Source organism: Occallatibacter sp., from assembly GCF_049802275.1.
In the GTDB taxonomy this organism is placed as follows: domain Bacteria; phylum Acidobacteriota; class Terriglobia; order Terriglobales; family Acidobacteriaceae; genus Telmatobacter.
In genome coordinates, this window is sequence record NZ_JBARMD010000306.1 from 1 (window position 1) to 1,736 (window position 1,736).

The window sequence follows — 1,736 nt, forward strand, 5'->3', positions numbered from 1 at the left end:
TTAAGGCGGCGATGGAGCCGATGCAAGCGCCGTTGTGGCGGGAACTGATTGGGCGTCTCGACACGCTGGAAGATGTGACGGCGCGAATTGCGACTACGCTGGTTGCGGAGCCTCCGTTGACGATGGCGGATGGAGGTGCAGTTGCGGCTGGTGTGGACTCCGAACTGGATGAACTGCGAGGGACATCGAGCACGGGGCGGCAGTCGATTGCAGCGATCGAGGAGCGGGAGCGGACGCGGACAGGGATTGGTTCGCTGAAGGTGCGCTACAACTCCGTGTTCGGGTATTACATCGAGATCACAAAATCGAACCTCGCGATGGCTCCGGCAGACTATGAGCGCAAGCAGACCCTGGTAAACGCCGAGCGATTTACGACACCGGAGTTGAAGGAGTACGAGGTCAAGATTCTCACCGCGCATGATCGCTGCATCGAGATCGAGAAGCGGATCTTTGCGGATCTTCGAGCGAAGGTGCTGCAAGCGGCTGGGAGAATTCGGCGGACGTCGGCAGCAGTGGCGGAGGCGGACCTGCTGACGAACTTTGCGCACCTAGCGGCACTGCGGCGGTACGTGCGGCCGGTTTTGGCGGAGGAACCGGTGCTCGAAGCAGTAGCGGCGCGCCATCCGGTGATTGAGCAGTGGATGGAGGAAACACGCGACGGGAGGTTCATCGCGAACGATCTGTATATCAACTCCAGCGAGTTAGGGCCAAGTCTTCTGCTGATCACCGGCCCCAACATGGGCGGCAAAAGCACCTACCTGCGCCAGGCGGCGATGCTGGTGCTGATGGCGCAGATGGGGGGTTTTGTTCCGGCGCAGAGTTTGCGGTTGGGATTGGTCGATCGCATCTACACGCGTATCGGAGCCAGCGATAATGTAGCGCGCGGGCGCTCCACCTTTATGGTGGAGATGACGGAGACGGCGACGATCCTGAATACGGCGACGAAGCGGTCGCTGATTCTGCTCGACGAGATGGGACGCGGGACGGCAACGTTCGATGGGCTCTCGCTGGCGTGGGCCACGGTTGAGTATCTGCATGCGGAGACGGGCGCGCGCACGCTTTTTGCAACGCACTATCACGAGTTGACGATGCTGGCGGAGAAGTTGCCGCGGGTGCGCAACCTGCGTGTCGGCGTGAAAGAAGGCGCGGGCGGAATTGTTTTTCTGCACACGATTGAGCCGGGAGCTGCGAGCAAGAGTTACGGTATTGAGGTAGCAAAGTTGGCCGGATTGCCTGCGGTGGTGATCGATCGGGCCAAACACGTATTAAGACAACATGAGAAACAGGAGCGGCAGAGTGTTCAGGTAGAGACAGCTCCGGAACCAATGCAGATGACGATTTTTACGCCGTTGTCGCAACGCATCGTGGATCGCATTGAGGCTGTCGATGTGAATGCGTTGACGCCGCTGCAGGCTTTGAATCTGCTGGAGGAGTTGCAGCAGGAGCTCAAGGAGAAATCATGAGTGCGACGGTGCGACACGCGGCTGGAAGTCTGCTGGTGGTGGGACTGGGGGGAACAGAGCTGACGGGCCTCGAACGCGCCTGGCTGCGGCTGGTGCGTCCGGGCGGCATCATTCTGTTCAAGCGCAACGTAACCGATGCACAGCAGACACGAGACCTGCTCGAAGAGGCCACCGGATTTTGTTGCGCGAAAGCCGCGCGCTGCGTGGATGTGGAAGGCGGGACGGTGAACCGCCTGCGCGATGCGCTCGCTCCGATCGCGTCGGCGCAGGCGG

Annotated in this window: 2 protein-coding genes; both read left to right on the plus strand. The window is 60.7% G+C overall.

The window, feature by feature from the left end; translation table 11 throughout:
• Positions 1 to 1,463, plus strand: a 1,463-nt coding sequence (gene mutS, locus WA354_RS10675) for a DNA mismatch repair protein MutS (protein ID WP_472812993.1), incomplete at its 5' end; no start/stop codon positions are given.
• On the plus strand, positions 1,460 to 1,736 hold a 277-nt coding region (locus WA354_RS10680), incomplete at its 3' end, for a hypothetical protein (RefSeq protein WP_472812994.1). The genes mutS and WA354_RS10680, both read left to right, overlap by 4 nt.